The sequence below is a fragment of the Klebsiella pasteurii genome (assembly GCF_018139045.1).
Lineage (GTDB): Bacteria > Pseudomonadota > Gammaproteobacteria > Enterobacterales > Enterobacteriaceae > Klebsiella > Klebsiella grimontii.
Genome location: NZ_CP073236.1, coordinates 4,937,849 through 4,956,642, shown reverse-complemented (window position 1 = coordinate 4,956,642; position 18,794 = coordinate 4,937,849). Strand labels below are relative to the sequence as shown.

Sequence of the window (18,794 nt, the reverse complement as noted above, 5' to 3'; positions counted from 1 at the left end):
TCCGATCACACTTGTTAAATCCTATAATTAATTGCAGTTAAAAAATTAACAAACAAACGAGTGTCCTTCTATGGCAGAAACAAAATCTCAACAATCACGGTTACTCGTGACGCTGACGGCTCTTTTTGCAGCGTTCTGTGGCCTATATCTTTTAGCAGGCGGGGCCTGGCTGGTCGCTCTTGGCGGCTCATGGTACTACCCTGTCGCAGGTCTGGTGATGCTGGCCGTCACCGTCATGCTGTTTCGCGGTAAGCGTTCTGCGCTTTGGCTATACGCCGCACTGCTGCTCGCCACCATGATCTGGGGCGTATGGGAAGTTGGCTTCGACTTCTGGGCGCTGACTCCGCGTAGCGACATCCTGGTCTTCTTCGGCATCTGGCTTATTCTACCGTTTGTCTGGCGCCGCCTGCCGATTCCCTCCTCTGGCGCCGTTGCCGGGCTGGTTGTCGCCCTGCTGATTAGCGGCGGCATCCTGACCTGGGCTGGCTTCAACGACCCGCAGGAAGTTAACGGTACGCTGAGCGCTGATGCAACGCCAGCAGCGCCAATTTCCGAGGTGGCCGATGGCGACTGGTCGGCGTATGGCCGCAACCAGGAAGGCCAGCGCTACTCGCCGCTGAAGCAGATTAACGCCGATAACGTGAAGAACCTGAAAGAGGCATGGGTATTCCGTACGGGCGATCTCAAGCAACCTAACGATCCGGGTGAAATCACCAATGAAGTCACGCCGATTAAAGTTGGCGACACGCTCTATCTGTGTACCGCCCACCAGCGCCTGTTCGCGCTTGATGCGGCCACCGGTAAAGAAAAGTGGCATTTCGATCCGCAGCTCAACGCGGACCCGTCTTTCCAGCATGTGACCTGCCGCGGCGTTTCATATCATGAAGCCAAAGCAGATAACGCGCCGGCGGAAGTGGTTGCCGACTGCCCGCGCCGCATTATTCTTCCGGTCAACGATGGCCGCCTGTTCGCCATCAATGCCGAAACCGGTAAGCTGTGTGAGTCCTTCGCCAATAAAGGCATTCTCAACCTGCAAACCAATATGCCTGTCACCACGCCGGGCATGTATGAACCCACTTCACCGCCGATTATTACCGATAAGACAATCGTCATCGCCGGCGCCGTGACCGATAACTTCTCCACCCGCGAGCCGTCAGGCGTTATTCGCGGCTTTGATGTGAATACCGGTAAACTGCTGTGGGCCTTTGATCCGGGCGCGAAAGATCCCAACGCAATTCCTGATGATGAACATCATTTCACTCTGAATTCACCAAACTCCTGGGCACCAGCGGCCTATGACGCGAAGCTGGATCTGGTCTACCTGCCTATGGGCGTGACCACCCCGGATATCTGGGGCGGCAACCGTACGCCTGAACAAGAGCGCTATGCCAGCTCCATCGTGGCGCTAAACGCCACGACCGGTAAACTGGCATGGAGCTACCAGACCGTTCATCACGATCTGTGGGATATGGATATGCCGTCTCAGCCGACGCTGGCGGACATTGACGTGAACGGCAAAACCGTGCCGGTAATTTACGCTCCGGCAAAAACCGGTAATATTTTTGTCCTCGATCGCCGTAACGGCGAGCTGGTCGTCCCGGCGCCGGAAAAACCGGTTCCGCAAGGGGCGGCGAAAGGTGACTACGTCGCGAAAACCCAGCCGTTCTCCGACCTGAGCTTCCGACCGAAGAAAGACCTGACCGGCGCGGATATGTGGGGCGCCACCATGTTCGACCAGCTGGTGTGCCGCGTTATCTTCCATCAGCTGCGCTATGAAGGGATTTTCACCCCACCGTCAGAACAAGGTACGCTGGTCTTCCCGGGTAACCTGGGGATGTTCGAATGGGGCGGTATCTCCGTCGATCCGAACCGCCAGGTGGCGATTGCTAACCCAATGGCGCTGCCGTTTGTATCAAAACTGATCCCTCGCGGACCGGGTAATCCGATGGAGCAGCCAAAAGACGCCAAAGGTTCCGGTACCGAAGCCGGTATTCAGCCGCAGTACGGCGTCCCTTACGGCGTCACGCTCAACCCGTTCCTGTCACCGTTTGGTCTGCCCTGCAAACAGCCAGCATGGGGCTATATCTCCGCGCTGGATCTGAAAACCAACGAAGTGGTGTGGAAAAAACGTATCGGTACGCCGCAGGATAGCCTGCCGTTCCCGATGCCGATTAAGCTCCCGTTCACCATGGGTATGCCGATGCTGGGCGGCCCAATTTCGACGGCCGGCAATGTGCTGTTTATCGGCGCGACCGCGGATAACTACCTGCGCGCTTACAATATGAGCAACGGCGAGAAGTTATGGCAGGCACGTCTGCCGGCAGGCGGTCAGGCGACGCCGATGACCTATGAAGTGAATGGCAAGCAGTACGTTGTCATCTCTGCGGGCGGTCACGGTTCATTTGGCACGAAGATGGGCGACTATATCGTCGCTTATGCTTTACCGGACGACGCGAAGTAAACAAAGAAGGCCCGGTTTCCGGGCCTTTTCTCTATGGCACATCTCTCTCTTTTCGAGCGAAGCGAGCCCGCTTAGACGGCCTACACCGTAAATCCAAGCATCATCCCCGTATCTTCATGCTCCAGCAGATGGCAGTGCGCCATATAGGCATGCTCTTTCGGCGCATCGTGGTCAAATTTCACCAGCACTTCACTCACATCGCCTTCCACCCTGACGGTATCTTTCCAGCCGCTCCGGTGGGGTGCCGGCGCTTTACCGTTTTCGGACAAAATACGGAACTGAGTACCGTGAATATGGAAAGGATGCAGCATCATGTCGCCTTTGCCGGAAATCACCCACCGCTCATATTGCCCTTTCGCCGCCGCAAACATGGGAACATTCATATCAAAGGCTTTACCGTTGATCCGGTTTGCATTATGGAAATCAAAACTTTGATGACCGTGCTTCATCTGCGCCATGCCGCCATGATTCATGTTTCCGTGATTCATATTCCCCATATCGCCATGATTCATCATCATGCCATGGTCCATACCGGACATCGCCTGGTCGCCATATTTTTGCATCAGCGCCTGCATGCCCATCATATCGAGCATCGGATCCATAGAGAGCTGCAGAGTACGTTGAGTAAGCCCCTGAAGAGAGGGCAGCGCTGGCATAGCGGCCAGAACATCCGGCAGCTTACCCGAAGCCTGGATAGTCAGTGGCTGCACGCGTAACACCGGCTGCGGCCGATCAAACGGAGCAACCGCCATCCCCATCTGGTTAACCGGGAGTGTAATTACATCAAAGGGTTTTCCGTCAGTGGTATCCACCAGCACTTCGAAACGCTCCCCCATCAACACCGGCAGCTCGTTGACTTTCACCGGCTCAGCCAGCAGACCACCATCGCTTGCCACCACGTACATGGGCCGCTTATCGCTGGTGGCGAAATTCAAAGAACGCGCATTACAACCGTTAAGCAGACGCAACCTTAACCAGCCGCGAGGCGCGGCATGTTCCGGGTAGAGTGCCCCGTTAGTCAGCAGCGTATCGCCAAACCAGCCAACGGCTGCGCTCATAATATCGAGCTGATAATCAATCTCTCCCGCTGAGGTGAACTTTTTATCCTGCACAATCACCGGAACATCATCAATTCCCCACTGCTTTGGCAAGAGCAGCTTTTCGCTTTCCGCATCAGAAATCAATACCAGCCCCGCCAGCCCCATCGCGACCTGCCTGCCAGTTTTGCCATGTTGATGAGGATGGAACCAACAGGTCGCCGCCCGCTGCGTTGGGGTAAAGCTCACCGTGCGGGAGCCTCCGGCGGCAATCACGCCCTGGGGACCGCCGTCAACGGCGCCAGGAACCTCGAGACCGTGCCAGTGTACGGTGGTCTCCTCCGCCAGCCGGTTATGAATATCGATGGTTGCCTGCTCACCCTGCTTAAGCTGTAGGGCCGGGCCCAGCAGATTACCGTTATAGCCCCAGGTGGTCGCAAGATGAGAGCCGAACTGCGTTTTTCCGGCCTGGATGATTAACGAGATGCGATTGCGCGCGTCGGCGGTAAGTAGCTCCGGTACAGGCAAAGATGGACGACTGGCGGCGAAAACCGAGCGGCTCCATAGCGGCAATGCGCTGGCTACGCTGACCGCAGCGGTTAGTTTAAGAAACTCACGACGTTGCATTTTCACATCCTTTTTATTCTGCTGGTGAATAATTGAGCTTAAACCCTCCCCTAACAGGAAGGTCAAGCAGAAGAGTAAGAATAAAGCTCGGCGCAGTGTAACGAAGTATGCTAACGTTGTTTGTCCGTGATTCAATGGTAGAAAAAATGAAGACGCTTTTCAGAACAATAGTGCTTGGCAGCCTGCTCACTCTCTCCGCCAATAGCTATGCATTAAGCGAGTCCGAAGCGGAGGATATGGCTGATTTAACGGCAGTATTCGTCTTCCTGAAGAACGACTGCGGTTATCAAAATCTGCCTAACACACAGATTCGCCGCGCCCTGGTCTTTTTTGCTCAGCAGAACCAGTGGGATTTAAGCAATTACGACAGCTTCAATATGAAAGCGCTGGGTGAAGATAGCTACCGGGACCTCAGCGGAATCAAAATCCCCACCACCAAAAAATGTAAAGCGCTGGCGCGTGACTCACTAAGCCTGCTTGCTTACGTGAAATAATCCCCCTGATTTCAACAAATCGGTAGCCGTGAGAATACGGCTATGATGCGCCGTAATAATAGTGGTTCAATTAACTGCGCGCTTTAATTTATATCTCAATTCATAGAATTCAATGATAATTCAAACTTAATTCATTAAGCACTTGATTCATTAATAAAACAAATATAAAAAATAGATTTCCAAAAACAAAACTCTAATATTGCAATCTTCTTTTTTGCACACTATTATCGCCCGATAACACTCCTTTTTTATCAATAGAATGAAACCTTGAACATATCCTTATTTACACGCATAGCGCCTGTGGCTGTCATTTTATTAGTCGGCTGTAATTCAATACAGTCCAGGCAATCCGCCAGATTAATGAAACCATTATCTGATACGACATTAAGCCAACAACAAACGGAACAGCAGAGAGTCGCCGATGAGCAAGCGCGTCTGGACTCCTGCCGCAAGGCTCTTGAATCTCTGAAAGAAGTGAATCCAAAGCAGGCAGACAAACTCGGTAATGAGTTCACCGCCCTCCTGAGTGCTGCAACCCAATATAATTCTGTTCGCAGTAAAGTGGCTGAACCGACAAAACAGGGGATCGATTCGATGTACCAGTTCAAATCAATCAAGCTATGCGCTGATATTGAAAAGGCACTGATAGATAGTCTTGTTAAACGTGGTGAAAATGTTCAGCTATGAACGGAAAAATAGCTAAAAACTTCAATTCGGTATCGCTGGCAGCAGTGTTTGTGCTGGCGCTATCGCCGAACGCCTATGCGGAAAAAGATGCGCTGATAAGCGTCACAGCGAGTTCAAGCAGTGACGCTTCAGGCCCTGCATTTTTAAATTACGCTAAAGAGCAGCAGGCGCAAGAAAGTCGCGAGCCAGTAAAGCCCGTTGAGGAAAAAAACAATAATACAAAAACCACCAATAAAAAAAGCGTTCAGAATACTAATGATATTTCCCGTCAGGCTGCAATAATTTCTCAAAAAGATAAACTTATCCGCCAGCTTCGACAGCAGCTGGAAGCTAAACCCGCAACGATTAATGCCGCAGCAGATAGCCAAAAAGAGCTGACGGATAAAATTCAGCTGCTTGAGAAAAAATTAGCAACTGCTGTAGCCGAAAAACAACGATTAATAGAAAAAGAGCTAACGACCGCAGCTGAAATAAAACAGGAGGTGGGCCAACGTAATGCCTCCGAAGATAAAATTCTGCAGCAAGAAAAAAAGCTGGTATTAGTAGAATCCGCAAAACAAAAAGTTGAGCTGCAGCTGACTGAGGCAACCGCTGAAAAGCAGACGCTGATAAAGAAACTCGCCGCAGCGGAAGCGGAAAAGCAAGATACGGCCTCTAAGCTCACGGCTGCGGCATCAGACAAACAAGCGCTCATGAGCAAGCTCACTGCTGCTGAGTTATCTCAACAGCAAATGCTCGCAAAATTCACTGCGGCTGACGCCGTCAGGCAGACGCTACAAACGAAGCTAGAAGCGTCTGAAACAGATCATAAAGCCGTGATAGCGAAGCTCGCCGCCTATGAAACGGAACAAAAGGATTTAACGGCAAAACTGGCGGCTGCGGGGGTAGAAAAACAGGCGCTCACCGCTAAACTCGATTCCTTTATCATCAGCAAGCAGCAGTCATCCCTTCAGGGGGATGCCGCCGATAAAGACAAAGCCCTACTGCAGGCCAGCGCAGATGAAATTACCCGGCTAAAGACCATGCTTGCTGATGCCGAAGCTAAAAAACCAGCGGCTATCGACCTTGCCAAAGAGTCCCTGCAGCAGGCTTACGCTATCGGCGTATCGATGGGTGATGAAGTGCTACAGCTCTTATCCACCCGGGATTCCCAGGGTGTAAAAATGAGCAAAGATACCGTACTGCAGGGTATCCAGGATTCTTTTTCCGGAAATATCGCCCTTGATGAGAAAGCGCGCAATAAAGCTTTGTTCGATGTGTCTAAAGAAGTCTTTCAGAACCTGAAGAAGATCGAACAGCAAACGCTTAGCGAAGGAAAGAAATATCAGCAAAAGTTCGCGAAGCAAAAAGGGGTGGTATTGAAAGATGGCGTTTACAGCCGCATAGATTATGCCGGTAAGGGCAAGATTCTCGATAGCGATATCGTTACCGTCACCATCAAAGAAACGCTTATCGACGGAACAGTCATTAACGATATGGAAGCGGAGGGAAAAGTGTGGTCTCAATCCCTGAAATCTTATCCTCCCCTGTTCCTTGGCCCCATAAAACGGCTGGGAAATCACGGGGCTATTACGGTCGTGATCCCTCCCGAACTGGCCTACGGCAGCAAGGGCAAGCCGCCTAAAATCCCGCCGGGAGCGACCATGGTATATTCGCTCAGAATCGTTGACGCCACAGCAGCAGAACCGCAGGCTAAAAAACCCTGATCCTCGCGCCTTCCGCCGGGGGAGGCGTTCCCAATTTTCTTACCACGCCTCATTTGCTGAAATATCCGCCGTGCATCATCTTCTATAGTTGGCTATGATGTTGCGCTCATTTTAATGGGTGTAACAGATGTTAACAAAGGAGGATCTGCCCGTGGCCGATAGCAATCTGTGGCATGAAACGCTGCACGACCATTTTGGTCAGTATTTCAGCGTTGATAACGTTCTGTATCATGAGAAAACCGATCACCAGGATTTAATCATTTTCGAAAACGCGGCGTTTGGTCGCGTGATGGCGCTGGACGGGGTGGTACAAACCACCGAGCGTGATGAGTTTATCTACCATGAAATGATGACCCATGTTCCGCTAATGGCCCACGGTCAGGCGAAACATGTGTTAATTATCGGCGGCGGCGATGGCGCCATGCTGCGCGAAGTCTCTCGCCACGGTAATGTCGAAAGCATCACCATGGTAGAAATTGACGCTGGCGTGGTTTCGTTCTGTCGTCAATATCTGCCTAATCATAACGCTGGCGCGTACGACGACCCGCGTTTTACGTTGGTCATTGACGATGGCGTCAATTTTGTTAACCAAACGGCGCAAACGTTTGACGTCATTATCTCCGATTGCACCGATCCTATCGGTCCCGGCGAGAGCCTGTTCACTTCCGCATTTTATGAAGGCTGTAAACGCTGCCTCAATCCTGGTGGGATTTTCGTCGCTCAGAACGGCGTCAGCTTCCTGCAGCAGGATGAGGCCGTCGATAGCCATCGTAAACTCAGTCACTACTTTAGCGATGTGAGCTTCTATCAGGCGGCGATTCCAACCTATTACGGCGGCATCATGACCTTCGCATGGGCCACGGACAACGAAGCCCTTCGCCACCTTTCCAGCGAAATCATCCAGGCCCGCTTTCATAAATCGAACCTGAAGTGCCGTTATTACAATCCGGCAATTCACGCGGCGGCATTTGCTTTACCGCAATATTTACTGGATGCGCTATCCACTGTTAAGTAAGGGGGTGATCTAAATTGAAAAAATTGAAGCTGCACGGCTTTAACAATCTGACCAAAAGCCTGAGTTTTTGCATCTATGATATCTGCTACGCGAAAACGGCAGAGGAGCGCGATGGCTACATCGCCTATATTGACGAGCTCTATAACGCCAACCGCCTGACAGAAATTTTGTCCGAGACCTGTTCAATTATCGGCGCTAATATTCTCAACATTGCGCGTCAGGATTATGAGCCACAAGGGGCCAGCGTGACGATCCTGGTCAGCGAAGAGCCTATCGATCCGCAGCTTATCGATCAGACAGAACACCCGGGCCCGCTACCGGAAACCGTTGTGGCGCATCTCGATAAAAGCCATATCTGCGTTCATACCTATCCTGAAAGCCATCCTGAAGGCGGGCTGTGCACCTTCCGCGCCGATATTGAAGTCTCAACCTGCGGGGTCATTTCACCGCTGAAAGCCCTGAATTATCTGATTCACCAGCTAGAATCCGATATTGTCACCATTGATTATCGCGTTCGCGGTTTTACCCGTGATGTGAACGGCATGAAGCACTTCATCGATCATGAAATTAACTCCATTCAGAACTTCATGTCCGAGGATATTAAGTCTTTGTATGACATGGTGGACGTGAACGTTTACCAGGAGAATATTTTCCATACCAAGATGCTGCTTAAGGAATTCGACCTCAAGCACTACATGTTTCACACCAGGCCGGAAGATTTAACCGAAGAAGAGCGCAGGGTCATCACCGACCGGCTGTGGAAAGAGATGCGTGAAATTTACTACGCAAGAAATATACCGGCGGTGTAACGCCCGGCGGAGCACGGAGGCTCCGCCAGACTTAGCGCTGCTGCATAAACTCACGATAGGCGGCAACGACCTGTAAAAAATCTTCAATACCGCACAGCGAGAGGCTTTCTTCGTCGTAGTAGCTCATTCCTTCTTCTATCTCATCGCCGGAAAAATCCAGCTGATTGGCGCGGATCATCACTTCTTCCCCATCCAGCCATAATGTGTATTCATGACCGGCACGCTGCCAGGAACGTTCGCTACCTTTGACGGTGCGCGCGGCCTGCTCAACTTCATCAAGCAGGGTAAGGTTATCTTTAACCTCTTCGTTGAACCAGTGGCCAATAGCCTCATGATCCATCGACATTCGCACCTTGACCACTCCGGTAATATCGCGCAGAAATTCGTAATCCATAGTCTTTTCCTCTGCAAGGGCAGTGCGTCACCGCTGCACTGTACCCATAGCGTCATTATCGCAGCAGTAAGGGAGAAAAAAAGCGTCGCGGACGGAGGGATTGGAAATAAAAATGCCCGGTGATGCAATGTTCACCGGGCATTGAAGGGATTATATACAACGCTGACTTATTGCGTTATACCGCGGTCTGGAAAATCACCCCATCAGCCTTCTCAGTATACTGACCCAGCTGGTCGAAGTTCAGATAGCGGTAGGTATCCGCCGCAGTTTTATCCACCTGAGCAACGTAGGTCTGGTACTCTTCCGGCGTCGGCAGCTTACCAATAAGCGCGGCGACTGCCGCCAGCTCCGCAGAGGCCAGGAAGACGTTAGCGCCGGTACCCAAACGGTTCGGGAAGTTACGGGTTGAGGTAGAAACCACCGTCGCACCGTCAGCAACACGAGCCTGGTTACCCATGCACAGGGAGCAGCCAGGGATTTCAATACGCGCGCCGCTCTTACCAAACACGCTGTAGTAACCCTCTTCAGTCAGCTGCGCGGCATCCATGCGGGTTGGCGGCGCCACCCACAGACGGGTCGGCAGCTGGCCTTTGTGGTTGTCCAGCAGCTTACCAGCCGCGCGGAAGTGGCCGATGTTGGTCATGCAGGAACCGATAAACACTTCATCGATCTTCTCACCCTGCACGTCGGACAGCAGACGCGCATCGTCCGGATCGTTCGGCGCGCAGAGGATTGGCTCTTTGATATCGGCCAGATCGATATCGATCACCGCCGCATATTCTGCATCCGCATCGCCTTCCAGCAGCTGCGGATCCGCCAACCATTTTTCCATGCCCTGAACGCGACGTTCCAGCGTACGGCGGTCGCCGTAACCTTCCGCGATCATCCACTTCAGCAGGACGATGTTGGAGGTCAGATACTCAACGATCGGCTCTTTGTTCAGCTTGATCGTGCAGCCTGCAGCCGAGCGCTCTGCGGAGGCATCGGTCAATTCAAACGCCTGCTCAACTTTCAGATCCGGCAGACCTTCGATCTCCAGAATGCGGCCAGAGAAGATGTTTTTCTTACCTTTCTTCTCAACGGTCAGCAGGCCCTGTTTGATCGCATACAGCGGGATGGCGTGCACCAGATCGCGCAGGGTGATGCCTGGCTGCATTTTGCCTTTAAAGCGCACCAGCACCGACTCCGGCATATCCAGCGGCATGACGCCGGTCGCGGCGGCAAACGCCACCAGGCCAGAACCTGCCGGGAAAGAGATGCCAATAGGGAAACGGGTATGCGAATCACCACCGGTACCGACGGTATCCGGCAGCAGCATACGGTTCAGCCAGGAGTGGATAACACCATCGCCAGGACGCAGCGATACGCCGCCGCGGTTCATAATAAAGTCCGGTAGCGTGTGGTGCGTGGTGACGTCCACCGGCTTAGGATAAGCGGCGGTATGGCAGAAGGACTGCATCACGAGGTCGGAAGAGAAGCCCAGGCACGCCAGGTCTTTCAGCTCGTCACGGGTCATCGGACCGGTGGTGTCCTGAGAGCCTACGGAGGTCATCTTCGGTTCGCAATAAGCGCCCGGACGAACTCCGGCCACGCCGCAGGCGCGACCCACCATTTTCTGCGCCAGAGAGTATCCGCGGCTACTTTCCGCCACGTCTTTCGCCTGACGGAATACGTCGCTGTGCGGCAGGCCAAGCGCTTCACGCGCTTTGGTGGTCAGGCCACGACCGATGATTAGCGGGATACGGCCACCGGCGCGCACTTCGTCGATCAGTACGTCGGTTTTCAGCTCGAAGGTCGCGAGCAGTTCGCCGGTTTCGTGGTTACGTACTTCACCTTTAAAGGGATAAACGTCGATCACGTCGCCCATGTTCAGGTTGTTTACGTCCACTTCAATCGGCAGCGCGCCGGCATCTTCCATGGTATTAAAGAAGATAGGCGCAATTTTGCCGCCGAGAACCAGACCGCCGCCGCGTTTGTTAGGCACGTTCGGAATATCGTCGCCCATAAACCACAGCACCGAGTTGGTGGCGGATTTACGCGATGAACCGGTACCCACGACATCGCCGACGTACGCCAGCGGGAAACCTTTTTGCTGCAGTGCTTCAATTTGTTTAATCGGGCCGACGGCGCCAGGCTGATCCGGGTCGATGCCTTCACGGGCGTTTTTCAGCATTGCCAGCGCGTGCAGCGGAATGTCCGGGCGGGACCAGGCGTCAGGGGCCGGAGACAGGTCATCGGTGTTGGTTTCGCCGGTGACTTTAAAAACGGTCACGGTGATTTTGTCAGCCAACTGAGGACGGCTCAGGAACCACTCAGCATCAGCCCAGGATTGCATCACCTGTTTGGCATATTCATTGCCCGCTTTGGCTTTCTCTTCTACATCGTAGAAGTTGTCGAACATCAGCAAAGTGTGGGACAGCGCTTTCGCGGCAATCGGCGCCAGTTTTGCGTCGTCCAGCGCGTCAATCAGGGGATGAATGTTGTAACCGCCCTGCATGGTGCCCAGCAGTTCGACAGCTTTTTCACGGGTAACCAGTGGAGAAGTTGCTTCGCCTTTGGCGATCGCGGCAAGGAATCCGGCTTTAACATAGGCGGCTTCGTCGACGCCCGGCGGTACGCGGTTAATTAACAGGTCTAACAGGAATTCTTCTTCACCCGCTGGCGGGTTTTTCAGCAGTTCTACCAGCGCGGCCATTTGGGTTGCATCTAAGGGTTTCGGTACAATCCCCTCGGCGGCACGCTCAGCTACGTGCTTACGGTATTCTTCTAGCACGACGGTTCTCCTCGCTCTCATTGTAAAATGCGGTAGGCGATTCTCTTCACGCTCCTGTGAGACAGCAGTTTGTAGGGTAAATGCCCGATACCGCGTCGGCAGCATAGCAGGATTTTGGCGGGGTGTTAATCTGTTTACAAAAAAGCAACATTAAAAATTAGCTGAATCGTTAAGGGCAGAATATTGCAGGTTTTCTGTCAATTTAGCGGTATATAAAATTAATTCTGTTACACATAATTGTCCAAAAACCCAACTAAAATCAAAAACGCAAATTCGCGCTCTTTATACTCAGGCAATCCCCCGCTTTTCGACAATACTCTGTCAAAACGGGCCAATCTATGTGCCGGGAGTCCTTATGACGCTGCCTTTCAAACCCCATCTGCTCGCGCTGCTCTGTAGCGCCGGGCTATTAGCCGCCGCGGGTACGCTCTACGTCAAAAGCCGGGAGCCGCAAACGGTTCCCGAGCCCCCCGCCGTTGCGCAGACGGCGCAGGCAACCACCGCCGCTCAGCCGGTTACCGCAACCTATACCCCCGCGCAGATAGACCAGTGGGTCGCGCCAATCGCGCTCTATCCGGACAATCTGTTGTCACAGGTGCTGATGGCTGCGACCTATCCGAGTAACGTCGTTCAGGCGGTGCAGTGGTCGCAGGATAATCCTGCAATGAAGGGGGATGCGGCGGTACAAGCGGTGGCAAGCCAGCCCTGGGATCCCAGCGTAAAATCGCTGGTCGCCTTCCCTTCCCTGCTCGCGTTAATGGGAGAAAATGCGCCGTGGGTAGAAAACCTGGGTAACGCATTTCTCGCCCAGCCGCAGGACGTCATGGATTCAGTGCAGCGCTTACGCGCCATCGCCCAGCAGACCGGAACGCTGAAATCCACGCCGCAGCAGAAAGTCATCACCGCCACAAACGCTGCGGTCCCGGCAACGTCGACGACCAGTACCTCCCGCAGCAGCAGCGCCGTGACATCCTCCGCCCCCGCCCAGGTGATTAAAATCGAATCCACCGATCCGAACGTGGTGTACGTGCCGGCCTATAACCCTTCTGTTGTTTACGGCGCCTGGCCTAACACGGCCTACCCGCCGGTCTACCTGCCGCCGCCCCCGGGTGAACAGTTCACCAATAGCTTCGTAAAAGGTTTTGGCTATAGCCTAGGCGTCGCCACCACCTACGCCCTGTTCAGCAGCATCGACTGGGATGATGACGATCACCATCATGACGATGACGATTACCACCATGATGATGATCATCACGGCGGCTACTCGCACAACGGCGATAATATCAATATCAACGTCAATAATTTCAACCATATTACCGGGCAGAATCTGCCGGGAAATCACGTTAACTGGCAACATAATCCGGCCTATCGCGGCAATATTCCGTACCCGAACAACAACATTGCGCAGCATTACCATCAGACCAATGTTCCCGGCGGGCTTAGCACTACCCAACATCAACCCGTCGATCGTAACGCGCAGCGTCAGGCAGCCATGACTCAGCTACAGCAGCATACCGGGCCTGCGGCTACGGCGGATAACTCGCTTGCTCGCGCGCCGTCCCGAGATGCCCAGCGCCAAGTCGCATCGCAGCAGCTGCATCAGGTAACCCAGCGCAATAACTATCGCGGCTATGACGCCACGCCGGCGGTGACACATAACGCCGTACAACAGCAGCATCGGGAAGCGGTAAAATCGCAAATTCAGCATCCAACAGCGCAGCAGCAACAGCGCCGTGAACAGGTCCGGGCCGCAACGCCCGAACAACGTCAGCAGAAGTTGAATAACCTGCACGCCAATGCCCTGAGCGGTAACGATATCCGTTCGCCTTCCTGGCAGTCGCAGCAGGAGCGTGGCCTGCAGAGCCGTCATATCTCAGGTTTAAGCAGCGAGCAGCGCAGCGCGGCCAGAGAACATCTTTCGGAACATCATGAACTGCGCCGCCGCTGAGGATAATCAGATGAAAAAATTATTAACAATGACTCTGCTGGCCCTGACCCTGGCACCCGCTATATCGTTGGCTCAACAGCAGTTTACCTCTCCGGAACTGGCCGCCAGCGCGCTGGTCGAGGCGATCGGCAAGCATGATGAATCAGCGCTCAACGGGCTGCTCGGCGATAGCTGGCAGCAGTTTTTACCGCCGGATGGCATTGCCCCTGACGCCGTCGATCGCTTTCAACGTGACTGGAAAGTGAGCCATCGTATCGTTCAGCAACAGGATAGCGCCTGGCTGGAGGTGGGTCAGGAAGCATGGCGGCTACCGATCCCCATAATTCAGGATAAGAGCGGCTGGCGTTTTGACATGGCCGCTGCTGGAGATGAGATCCTGACTCGCGCCATTGGCCGCAATGAGCTGTCAGCCATTCAGGCAATGCATGCTTACGTTGATGCCCAGCAAGATTTCTATCGGTTAAACCACACCTGGGCGCAGAAGATTATCAGCAGTGATGGCAAGAAAGATGGCCTCTACTGGCCAACCGCTCCCGGTGAAGCGCCCAGCCCGTTAGGACCGGCATTTAGTCCCATAGAACCCGGCGAGGGCTATCACGGCTACCGTTTCCGCATAATTAAAGACGGCGAGAATCAGGGTGTCGCCCTGCTGGCATGGCCGGTTGAATGGGGAAAAACCGGTATCATGAGCTTTATGGTTGACCAAAATGATGAGGTTTATCAGGCTAATTTAGGTGATGAAACGCAGAGCAAGGCGCTGGCGATTTCTCAGTTTTCGCCTGATTCCGGCTGGCAGGCCATCCATCAATAGTAAAATGCCCGGCGCGCGATGGCGCTGCCGGGCAATATCACTACATTGGCTTAGCCCTGATGGGGCATCAGAGACGGGTAGCCGGCAAAAGCCGGTTTAGTGCTGGTCAACGCCGCTTCATCAGCGCTGATGCTACCGGAGTTCGCCGCCCATACGCCTTCGCTGGTCTTCGTTATTTGCTGATGTTGCCTATTCAAATCCTGGCCCATAGCGGCAATATGGGTGCTTTCGGTACCGCCGCTGTTATCAGCCCAGGGAATCGCGGCATCCGCCGCGCAGGCCATACCAGAGGCCAACGTTGCCGCCAGCAGAGTGGTGGTTAAAAGTCTTTTCATCGCATACCTCACGCATAGTTAACTACCTATAAGTTTATATAGTTATTATTTTTTGAGAATTAATAAGGTATGCACTTTTATTAACGGCGACACAGTTCTAAACATCAACTATAAAAAAAGCGGCTCACTGAGCCGCTTTTTGATTTTGCCTGAAAGAAAAACTTACTTTTTCTTCGCTTTCGCGTTCGGCAGGTCGGTGATGCTACCTTCGAAGACTTCTGCCGCCAGGCCAACGGACTCGTGCAGAGTCGGGTGAGCGTGGATGGTCAGCGCGATATCTTCAGCGTCACAGCCCATTTCGATCGCCAGACCGATTTCGCCCAGCAGCTCGCCGCCGTTGGTGCCGACAATCGCTCCGCCGATAACACGGTGAGATTCTTTGTCGAAAATCAGTTTGGTCATACCGTCAGCGCAGTCGGAAGCGATAGCACGGCCAGAAGCAGCCCACGGGAAGGTGGCGGTTTCGTAGCTGATGCCTTTCTCTTTCGCTTCTTTCTCCGTCAGGCCAACCCATGCAACTTCCGGCTCGGTATAGGCGATGGACGGGATAACTTTCGGGTCGAAGTAGTGCTTCATGCCGGCGATAACTTCGGCTGCAACGTGGCCTTCGTGAACGCCTTTGTGCGCCAGCATCGGCTGACCGACGATATCGCCGATAGCAAAGATGTGCGGCACGTTGGTACGCAGTTGTTTGTCAACGCGGATAAAACCACGCTCGTCAACTTCAACGCCTGCTTTACCGGCATCAAGGTTTTTACCGTTCGGCACGCGACCGATAGCCACCAGCACGGCGTCATAGCGCTGCGCTTCAGCCGGGGCTTTTTTGCCTTCCATGGAAACGTAGATACCGTCTTCTTTCGCTTCAACGGCGGTCACTTTGGTTTCCAGCATCAGGTTAAATTTCTTACTGATGCGCTTGGTGAAGACTTTCACCACGTCTTTATCTGCTGCCGGGATAACCTGGTCGAACATTTCAACCACGTCAATCTCTGAACCCAGCGCATGGTATACGGTACCCATTTCCAGACCGATGATCCCGCCGCCCATAACCAGCAGGCGTTTTGGTACGGTTTTCAGCTCCAGCGCATCGGTGGAGTCCCATACGCGCGGATCTTCATGCGGAATGAACGGCAGTTCGATCGGACGGGAGCCCGCCGCGATGATAGCGTTGTCGAAGTTGATCACGGTTTTGCCGTTTTCGCCTTCCACTTCCAGGGTGTTAGCGCCGGTAAATTTACCCAGACCGTTAACCACCTTCACTTTACGCCCTTTGGCCATGCCAGCCAGACCACCGGTCAGCTGAGTGATGACTTTTTCTTTCCAGGTGCGAATCTTGTCAATGTCGGTTTTCGGCTCACCGAAAACGATGCCGTGTTCGGCCAGCGCTTTCGCTTCTTCGATAACTTTAGCAACGTGCAGCAGTGCTTTAGAAGGGATACAGCCGACGTTCAGGCAAACACCGCCGAGGGTGCTGTAACGTTCTACGATGACGGTTTCCAGACCTAAATCAGCGCAACGGAAGGCAGCAGAATAACCTGCGGGGCCTGCCCCAAGTACCACGACCTGAGTTTTGATTTCAGTACTCATCATGACCTCTGTTATTTGTATCCGGCGGGTCTGACGCTATTGTTTTTACGCCCATGTCCACCGGGACGTTCTATCCGCAAGCATTTTACAAAATTGTTAACAATTTTGAAACAACAAACGGCAAACGATTTTGTCCTTTATTGCTGGTAACTTCAAAACGCAGAAGAGATTACCAGAAAAAAGCCGGCCGTCAGGCCGGCTTTTTGCTTACATCACCAGGCGGCGAATGTCGCTCAGCATATTGTTGATGATGGTGATAAAGCGCGCACCATCAGCACCGTCGATCACGCGGTGGTCGAAGGACAGAGAGATCGGCATCATCAGACGCGGCACGAACTCTTTGCCATTCCATACCGGCTCCATCGCGGACTTGGACACGCCGAGGATAGCCACTTCCGGCGCGTTCACAATCGGTGCGAAGTGGGTGGTACCCAGGCCGCCGATGCTGGAGATAGTGAAGCAACCACCCTGCATTTCGCCAGCGGTCAGCTTACCATCACGCGCTTTCTTGGAAATCACGGTCAGTTCACGAGACAGCTCGGTAATGCTCTTCTTGTTCACGTCTTTAAAGACCGGAACAACCAGACCATTCGGGGTATCAACCGCCACGCCGATATTGATGTATTTCTTCAGCGTCAGACGCTGTGCATCTTCAGACAGGGAGCTGTTGAAGCGCGGCATCTGCTCAAGCGCCGCGGCAACGGCTTTCATGATGAAGACCACCGGAGTGAATTTCACGTCCAGCTTACGCTTCTCAGCTTCGGCGTTCTGCTGTTTACGGAACGCTTCCAGATCGGTGATATCGGTTTTGTCGAAGTGCGTAACGTGCGGGATCATCACCCAGTTACGGCTCAGGTTAGCGCCAGAGATCTTCTGGATGCGGCCCAGTTCAACTTCTTCCACTTCACCAAACTTGCTGAAGTCCACTTTCGGCCACGGCAGCATGCCCGGGATACCGCCACCGGTAGCAGCAGGCGCGGCTTCAGCGCGTTTAACCGCTTCTTTCACGTAGGCCTGAACGTCTTCGCGCAGGATACGGCCTTTACGACCGGAACCTTTCACTTTCGCCAGGTTGACGCCGAACTCGCGCGCCAGACGACGAATCAGCGGCGTTGCGTGAACGTAAGCGTCGTTTTCAGCAAACTCAGATTTGCCTTCCGCTTTTGCAGCAGGCGCTGCGGCAGGCTTAGCCGCCTGAGCCGGTGCTGCAGCAGGAGCCGGAGCGGCGGCGGCCGGAGCCGCGGCAGGCGCAGCGCCTTCCACTTCGAAGACCATAATCAGGGAGCCAGTGGAGACTTTGTCGCCGGTGCTGATTTTGATCTCTTTCACAGTACCCGCGAATGGCGCAGGCACTTCCATGGAAGCTTTGTCGCCTTCAACGGTGATCAGTGACTGTTCAGCGGCGATTTTATCGCCCACTTTCACCATCACTTCAGTCACTTCAACTTCATCGCCGCCGATATCCGGTACGTGAACTTCTTTAGCGCCTGAAGCTGCCGGTGCAGCAGCAGCCGGAGCGGCTTCCGCTTTTGCCGGTGCCGCGGCAGGCGCAGCGCCTGCCACTTCAAAGATCATGATCAGGGATCCAGTGGACACTTTGTCACCGGTGTTGATCTTGATCTCTTTCACGGTGCCGGCGAACGGCGCCGGAACTTCCATAGAAGCCTTGTCGCCTTCTACGGTGATCAGGGATTGTTCAGCGGCGATGGTGTCGCCCACTTTCACCATGATTTCCGTGACTTCAACTTCATCACCGCCGATATCCGGTACGTGAACTTCTTTCGCGCTGGCGGCTGCCGGTGCTGCGGCGGCCGGAGCGGCTTCTTTCTTCTCTTCCTGCGCAGGTGCAGCGGCTGCTGCACCATCGGCGGAATCGAAAATCATGATCAGTTTACCGGTCTCGGTTTTGTCGCCGACAGAGACTTTGATCTCTTTAACGACGCCAGCCTGCGGAGACGGGACTTCCATAGAGGCTTTGTCGCCTTCTACGGTGATCAGCGACTGTTCAGCTTCAACTTTGTCGCCCACTTTGACCAGAATCTCGGTGATTTCAACTTCATCAGCCCCGATGTCCGGTACTTTGATTTCGATAGCCATTATTCTTTTACCT

14 protein-coding genes are annotated in these 18,794 nt (G+C 53.6%); 8 read left to right on the top strand and 6 right to left on the bottom strand.

Annotated elements, in window-relative coordinates; translation table 11 throughout:
* Positions 1 to 70: 70 nt before the first annotated feature.
* Positions 71 to 2,461 (top strand): glucose/quinate/shikimate family membrane-bound PQQ-dependent dehydrogenase, encoded by a 2,391-nt coding sequence (locus tag KCG39_RS23210; RefSeq protein ID WP_142468520.1) that lies wholly within the window; start codon positions 71 to 73, stop codon positions 2,459 to 2,461.
* An 80-nt stretch (positions 2,462 to 2,541) separates the two neighbouring features.
* Here KCG39_RS23210 and cueO read toward each other — a convergent pair whose 3' ends face one another.
* Complete coding sequence (cueO, locus tag KCG39_RS23205; RefSeq protein ID WP_142468521.1) at positions 2,542 to 4,125, bottom strand: multicopper oxidase CueO; 1,584 nt, start codon at positions 4,123 to 4,125, stop codon at positions 2,542 to 2,544.
* Positions 4,126 to 4,271: 146 nt separating this feature from the next.
* Between cueO and KCG39_RS23200 the strand changes: the two genes are divergently transcribed.
* The 5 genes from KCG39_RS23200 (at position 4,272) to speD (ending at position 8,836) form a co-directional block, all read left to right on the top strand.
* Complete coding sequence (locus KCG39_RS23200) at positions 4,272 to 4,619, top strand: YacC family pilotin-like protein (RefSeq protein ID WP_004872121.1); 348 nt, start codon at positions 4,272 to 4,274, stop codon at positions 4,617 to 4,619.
* Positions 4,620 to 4,886: 267 nt separating this feature from the next.
* The gene (locus KCG39_RS23195) at positions 4,887 to 5,306 is read left to right on the top strand and encodes a hypothetical protein (protein WP_032742041.1); all 420 of its coding nucleotides are present in this window, start codon (positions 4,887 to 4,889) and stop codon (positions 5,304 to 5,306) included.
* A complete protein-coding gene (locus KCG39_RS23190) occupies positions 5,303 to 7,012 on the top strand; it encodes an FKBP-type peptidyl-prolyl cis-trans isomerase N-terminal domain-containing protein (protein WP_142468522.1) in 1,710 nt (569 codons plus the stop codon). Before KCG39_RS23195 ends, KCG39_RS23190 begins: the two co-directional genes overlap by 4 nt.
* A gap of 151 nt (positions 7,013 to 7,163) precedes the next feature.
* Entirely contained in the window at positions 7,164 to 8,027 is an 864-nt protein-coding gene (gene speE / locus KCG39_RS23185; RefSeq protein WP_004129027.1) for a polyamine aminopropyltransferase, read from the top strand.
* Positions 8,028 to 8,041: 14 nt separating this feature from the next.
* Complete coding sequence (gene speD / locus KCG39_RS23180) at positions 8,042 to 8,836, top strand: adenosylmethionine decarboxylase (RefSeq protein ID WP_004108061.1); 795 nt, start codon at positions 8,042 to 8,044, stop codon at positions 8,834 to 8,836.
* A gap of 31 nt (positions 8,837 to 8,867) precedes the next feature.
* Here speD and yacL read toward each other — a convergent pair whose 3' ends face one another.
* Together yacL and acnB are read right to left on the bottom strand one after the other, a co-directional pair.
* Positions 8,868 to 9,230: a protein YacL gene (gene yacL / locus KCG39_RS23175; RefSeq protein ID WP_004129024.1), complete on the bottom strand. Its 363-nt coding sequence runs from the start codon at positions 9,228 to 9,230 to the stop codon at positions 8,868 to 8,870.
* A gap of 175 nt (positions 9,231 to 9,405) precedes the next feature.
* The gene (gene acnB / locus KCG39_RS23170; RefSeq protein WP_004129020.1) at positions 9,406 to 12,003 is read right to left on the bottom strand and encodes a bifunctional aconitate hydratase 2/2-methylisocitrate dehydratase; all 2,598 of its coding nucleotides are present in this window, start codon (positions 12,001 to 12,003) and stop codon (positions 9,406 to 9,408) included.
* A 355-nt stretch (positions 12,004 to 12,358) separates the two neighbouring features.
* Between acnB and KCG39_RS23165 the strand changes: the two genes are divergently transcribed.
* Complete coding sequence (locus KCG39_RS23165; protein WP_142446001.1) at positions 12,359 to 13,951, top strand: DUF3300 domain-containing protein; 1,593 nt, start codon at positions 12,359 to 12,361, stop codon at positions 13,949 to 13,951.
* A gap of 10 nt (positions 13,952 to 13,961) precedes the next feature.
* Positions 13,962 to 14,762, top strand: a complete 801-nt coding sequence (locus KCG39_RS23160) for a DUF2950 family protein (RefSeq protein ID WP_142468523.1) — start codon at positions 13,962 to 13,964, stop codon at positions 14,760 to 14,762.
* Between the two features lie 50 nt (positions 14,763 to 14,812).
* On the opposite strand, the gene KCG39_RS23155 is transcribed toward KCG39_RS23160, so the two are convergent.
* The 3 genes from KCG39_RS23155 to aceF form a co-directional block, all read right to left on the bottom strand.
* The gene (locus KCG39_RS23155; RefSeq protein WP_049114774.1) at positions 14,813 to 15,097 is read right to left on the bottom strand and encodes a hypothetical protein; all 285 of its coding nucleotides are present in this window, start codon (positions 15,095 to 15,097) and stop codon (positions 14,813 to 14,815) included.
* Between the two features lie 162 nt (positions 15,098 to 15,259).
* Positions 15,260 to 16,684, bottom strand: coding sequence for a dihydrolipoyl dehydrogenase (lpdA, locus tag KCG39_RS23150; protein WP_004098637.1), 1,425 nt, complete (start codon positions 16,682 to 16,684; stop codon positions 15,260 to 15,262).
* A gap of 207 nt (positions 16,685 to 16,891) precedes the next feature.
* Positions 16,892 to 18,781 (bottom strand): pyruvate dehydrogenase complex dihydrolipoyllysine-residue acetyltransferase, encoded by a 1,890-nt coding sequence (aceF, locus tag KCG39_RS23145; protein ID WP_087828455.1) that lies wholly within the window; start codon positions 18,779 to 18,781, stop codon positions 16,892 to 16,894.
* Between the last annotated feature and the right edge of the window lie 13 nt (positions 18,782 to 18,794).

Coding starts and splice junctions, on each gene's coding strand:
- yacL (WP_004129024.1), bottom strand. CDS start 9,230: ATGGATTACGAATTTCTGCGCGATATTACCGGAGTGGTCAAGGTGCGA.
- aceF (WP_087828455.1), bottom strand. CDS start 18,781: ATGGCTATCGAAATCAAAGTACCGGACATCGGGGCTGATGAAGTTGAA.
- KCG39_RS23200 (WP_004872121.1), top strand. CDS start 4,272: ATGAAGACGCTTTTCAGAACAATAGTGCTTGGCAGCCTGCTCACTCTC.
- cueO (WP_142468521.1), bottom strand. CDS start 4,125: ATGCAACGTCGTGAGTTTCTTAAACTAACCGCTGCGGTCAGCGTAGCC.
- KCG39_RS23210 (WP_142468520.1), top strand. CDS start 71: ATGGCAGAAACAAAATCTCAACAATCACGGTTACTCGTGACGCTGACG.
- KCG39_RS23190 (WP_142468522.1), top strand. CDS start 5,303: ATGAACGGAAAAATAGCTAAAAACTTCAATTCGGTATCGCTGGCAGCA.
- KCG39_RS23165 (WP_142446001.1), top strand. CDS start 12,359: ATGACGCTGCCTTTCAAACCCCATCTGCTCGCGCTGCTCTGTAGCGCC.
- KCG39_RS23160 (WP_142468523.1), top strand. CDS start 13,962: ATGAAAAAATTATTAACAATGACTCTGCTGGCCCTGACCCTGGCACCC.
- KCG39_RS23155 (WP_049114774.1), bottom strand. CDS start 15,097: ATGAAAAGACTTTTAACCACCACTCTGCTGGCGGCAACGTTGGCCTCT.
- lpdA (WP_004098637.1), bottom strand. CDS start 16,684: ATGAGTACTGAAATCAAAACTCAGGTCGTGGTACTTGGGGCAGGCCCC.